Annotated in this window: 3 protein-coding genes; all 3 read right to left on the bottom strand. The window is 42.7% G+C overall.

All coding sequences use genetic code 11. The annotated features are described in order from the left end of the window. The coding region (locus K8S13_RS12025) for a DUF3418 domain-containing protein (RefSeq protein ID WP_291462800.1) at positions 1 to 1,204 on the bottom strand (1,204 nt) is incomplete at its 3' end. Positions 1,205 to 1,276: 72 nt separating this feature from the next. Beyond that, the gene (gene hrpA / locus K8S13_RS12020) at positions 1,277 to 3,316 is read right to left on the bottom strand and encodes an ATP-dependent RNA helicase HrpA (RefSeq protein WP_291462798.1); all 2,040 of its coding nucleotides are present in this window, start codon (positions 3,314 to 3,316) and stop codon (positions 1,277 to 1,279) included. A 19-nt stretch (positions 3,317 to 3,335) separates the two neighbouring features. Next, on the bottom strand, positions 3,336 to 4,582 hold a 1,247-nt coding region (locus tag K8S13_RS12015; protein WP_291462796.1), incomplete at its 5' end, for a hypothetical protein.

The following is a 4,582-nucleotide window of genomic DNA, read 5'->3' as shown; positions in this document are numbered from 1 at the left end:
CAAACAAAGTGGTGGTAATCAGGTTAAATAAAGAATGGGCAAGCATTGTCCGGCTGTTAAAAAAAGGTGCGATCTGCTTTATCCCGGGATAAGCATTAATATCTTTTTTCAGGGCTTTGAAGTCATCTGGATAACAGAGTTGGAAAAGTTCTTTTATCCCTTGGCAATGGGCGTGTTGTGCTGCCTGTTCTGATTTGAACAGTCTCAGGGATAAGACGGCCCGGGTTCTATTTTCCGGTTTAGTTTCTATCTTTAGACCCGGGTAGCCTTTTTGTGTAAATTCTTTTTCTTGACGTATGATAATAAATTCTTCAAGGTTTTTAAAATTCCATTCTTTGATATCAATACTTTCGTATTTTTTTTGGGCCATATCAAAGGCATTGCTTTTTTGCGGGGCTAATGCTTCAGAAAATTCCTTTAAAATGGAATAGTCCCTTAAGGCTTTCATTTCTTTCCCTTTTTCATCCCTGATGGAGATTCTCATTTTTAAATGGTCCGGCAGTTCTTTATCAGACCAAAGCGTCGCGGGGATGACAAGATCAAACTGTTTTTGAATAAAAGAAGAAAGTAAAGAAAACAAGGGTTTATTTTTTTTGGGCATTTTTTTGGCAATGATGGCAGCTTTCTCAGATATCGGCAAAAGTTTTACCCGGTATTTTTTGGGAAGCGCCTTTATCAGGGCGGCAATTTTTTCTTCAAACAGGCCTGGAACCAGTCTGTCCACGCTGTTTTTTGAGACAAGTAAAGCTGAGGAAACAGGCACTTTTACAGTGATGCCATCTTCTTTGGAACCCGGATTGAATTCATATTCAAGCCTGAATTTGGCTTGCTCCATAGTCAGCGTGTCAGGAAATAATGATAATTCATCCTTATCAATGGAAGCTTTTTGAAGATCTTCCATAGTCATTTTTAAAAAATTCTGGTTTTTCTGATCTTTAATAAATTTGGAAAAGGTTCTAATATTATAAAAAAGCGTTGAAAGCCTTGACTGGTAAAAAAGGTAAATATCATCGGGGGATGCAAGAATATCTTTTTTCCGGGTTTTATGTTCAAGGGTTTCAAGTTCATCAATGAGCTGCTGATTATGGGTCATAAATTCAAATTTTTGATGGATTTCCCCCTGGACCAGGGCATGGCGGATAAATATTTCTCCGGATTCCTGGGGGTTTATCCTGCCATAGGCAATACTGCGGTTATTGACAATAATCAGCCCGAACAGGGAAATTTGTTCCCTGGCAATGACTTCTCCACGTTTTTTTTCCCAGTGGGGATCAGATTAGGTATAGGTGCAAAGGCCTTTGCCTATTTGTTCCAGCCAGTCAGGATCAATATTGGCCACTGTTCTTGCGAAAAGCTGGCTGGTTTTGATAAATTGTGCCGCTACAATCCAGTTGCCGGCATTGTTAAAAAGACCGGACCCGGGAAATATCATTGCCTGCTGACCTTTTGCGGCATTGAAAATATTTTTTTCTTTTTTAAGGGCAATGTTGGCAAGATACCCTGATAAAAGGGATTTGTGCAATGCAATATATAATGGCCCGCCAATATCAAACTCTTTGGCCTTCATCCCCTTGGTCCCTGTTTGAAAGGGGACTCTTTGTTTTCCCTGTATATCATGCTCTTTTAAGATTCTAATAATTTGTCCTCGGATCTCGTTCCATTCCCTCAGGCGTTTGAAAGACAGGAAATGGTCCTGGCAGTATTTTTTGAGTCTGGATCGGGACTTTAGTTTTTTTTCAGCACTTTTATAGGCATTCCAGATATTTAAGAGGGTAATAAAATCAGAACTCGGATCCTTAAACAAAGCATGCTTTTGATCTGCTGCCTGGGATTTTTCTGCCGGACGCTGCCTGGGATCTGAAATGGCAAGAGCAGTGGCAATAATGGTGGCTTCTTTCAGGCACCCCTTCATGTCAGCTTCTATTAAAATTCTGGATAATTTGGGATCAATGGGAAGTTTTGCCATGATTTTGCCAATTTTTGTGAGAGCATAGGCTCTTTTTTCTGTCTGCCTGTTTTTGTTTTTTTTTTCTTTAATGGCACCCAGCTCAATCAGGGTGTCAAACCCGTCCTTAATACTTTTGGAGGCGGGTGCATCAATGAACGGAAAGGTTGCGACATCCCCGAGATTCAGGGCGATCATCCGCAATATGACTTCGGCAAGATTGCTTCTTAAGATTTCAGGAGAGGTAAAAAAGGGTCTTGCCCCAAAATCATCTTCATCAAACAGCCGGATGCAAACCCCGTTTTCAACCCGGCCGCACCGTCCCAGTCTCTGGTTGGCGGAAGACTGGGAAATGGGAGTGACAGGAAGTGCCGTGGTTCGTGTTCGGGGTGAATAACTGGGAATCCGGGCTAACCCGGTATCCACTACATATTTAATCCCGGGTATGGTCAGTGAGGTCTCAGCTACATTGGTTGCGACAATGATTTTTCTTGTCTTTTGCCGGGAAAAAATTTTGGATTGCTCTTTAGCTGAAAGCCTTGCAAAAAGAGGCAGAACTGTGATTCCCGGATGATGTTTGCCCTGGATTAATTCCAAGGTTTCTCCGATATCCTGTTCCGTGGGCATAAACACCAGAATATCGCCTGATCGGGATTGGGAAAGAAGATGATTTACAGCATCTGCTGCCGCTTCGACATACCCCTGGTCCTCAATGGTCTGTTTTTCGTCTTCTTGATTTAAATAGGGCATATAGAGGGTTTCTACCGGATACATCCGTCCGGACACCTCAATGATGGGGGCATTGTCAAAGGCGTTGGAAAATTTTTGTGTATCAATGGTGGCAGATGTAATAATTAGTTTGAGATCTTTTCTTTTTTTAACCAGGTCTCTTAAAATGCCCAGGGTGAAGTCAATATTCAGGCTTCTTTCGTGTGCCTCATCCACAATAATGGTATCATATGCTTTCAGGAACCTGTCAGCCTGGGTTTCGGCAAGCAGAATACCGTCGGTCATCATTTTTATACAGGTTCGGGGTTGGGTCTTATCATCAAATCTGATTTTATATCCAACCGAAATTCCTATGCTCTCATTGAGTTCTTCGGCAATTCTTTGCGCAACTGTGATGGCTGCAATACGTCTGGGCTGAGTGCAGCCGACCATTGCCTTTCTTCCCTGTCCTGCCTCAAGGCAGAATTTTGGAATCTGGGTGGTTTTTCCTGATCCGGTTTCCCCTGATATAATCACCACGGAGTTTTTTTTTATGGCAGTGATAATTTCATCTTTTTTATGGGTGATGGGCAGATCCGGGTTAAAGGTTATATTGGAAGGTTTGTGCAAGAGCCGTGGCTGTATTTTTTTTAGTTCATTCATAGCATGTGAATTGATGGAATCATTCTTTGGGTGGTTTTATTTTTACACATGTTTTTTTTGCATTGTCCCACCTGCAGTCAGGTCTACAGGTCGCTTTTTTGTAGAAAAAGCACTTATCCTTTTTTTTGTCGTATTTGAATCCCGCGTCACATTTGGGGTTGACAGTCTTCACGCATTGGTTGGTTTGACCATCCTTGGTATAACCCGCAGGACACCCGGGCTTTTTTTCATTATAGCAGATCGCCTTATTGCCGGAGGATTGTTTAATATATCCGGAACATACGGCTTTTTTTTCGATCACACACAATTTTTTAGAGTAATCATAAGAATATCCTTTCGGGCATTTAAAGGGGGTCATTTTTTCGCATTTGCCTGAAGATATGGACAATTTGTACCCGCCGGGGCAGGTAACATTATATTTGGAAACACACACACCTGATTCCATGACCATACTTTTTGGACATGCAAACGGAGCCGTTTTGACGCATCTGTCGGATGAACTGTTGTACTGGAATCCTTCAGCACATACTTTATCTGTCAACCATTTGCAGTAAATTCTCGATTGTCGAACGCTGACGGTAGAATCGCCCGTGCAAATAGGATCGTATCTCTTGAGGCATTTTTTGGCTGAAGAAGAGTATGTAAATGCTGTGCCGGAACATCGAGGGGAAATCCCCAGACAATAACATTTATCATAATACCACCTGGGTGACGTGCACGCACTTACTTTACTGCATTGCGGTTTTCTAGAATGTCCGCTCGTGTTGTAACAGTCGTTTCTTCCTGGTCGTCGGCTGTATCCATCCGGGCAGGGTATCCTAGTGGTAACGTAATATTTACCTTTGGTGTAGTTGAATGCTAATCCGGATCTGTGTTGTACCGGTCCTTCCTCGACACATTTTCCTCCGCGATATCGTGCATTGTTATAACACGCATTAGTGAGCCGCTCACATTTTTGTTGTACGGCTTTGTAAGTGTACCCGTTGGGACATGCAGCGATCGTAGTCTTAATACAGAGATTTCTGGATTGGGAATAGATGAGGCCCGGAGGGCATGATGGGGGTGTTTCCTTACGGCATTGCGCGGACTGGGGGTCCAGAGAATAACCGGTTTTACATTTAATTTCCTTTGCGGCAATACACACCTTGCCGTCCTGGGAAATGCTTGTTCCCTTGGGACAGACCGGAGAAGTTGTGGCCACGCATTTTTTTTGGACAGGGTCGTACTTATAGTTCTTTCCGTATGGGCAGACATTGGTGCTTTTCT

The organism is Desulfobacula sp. (genome assembly GCF_021107415.1).
This window is presented reverse-complemented; position numbering and strand designations above follow the sequence as displayed.

What these genes read in the sequence shown, in the direction of transcription:
- hrpA (WP_291462798.1), bottom strand. Translation starts at nt 3,316, where the DNA reads ATGAATGAACTAAAAAAAATACAGCCACGGCTCTTGCACAAACCTTCC.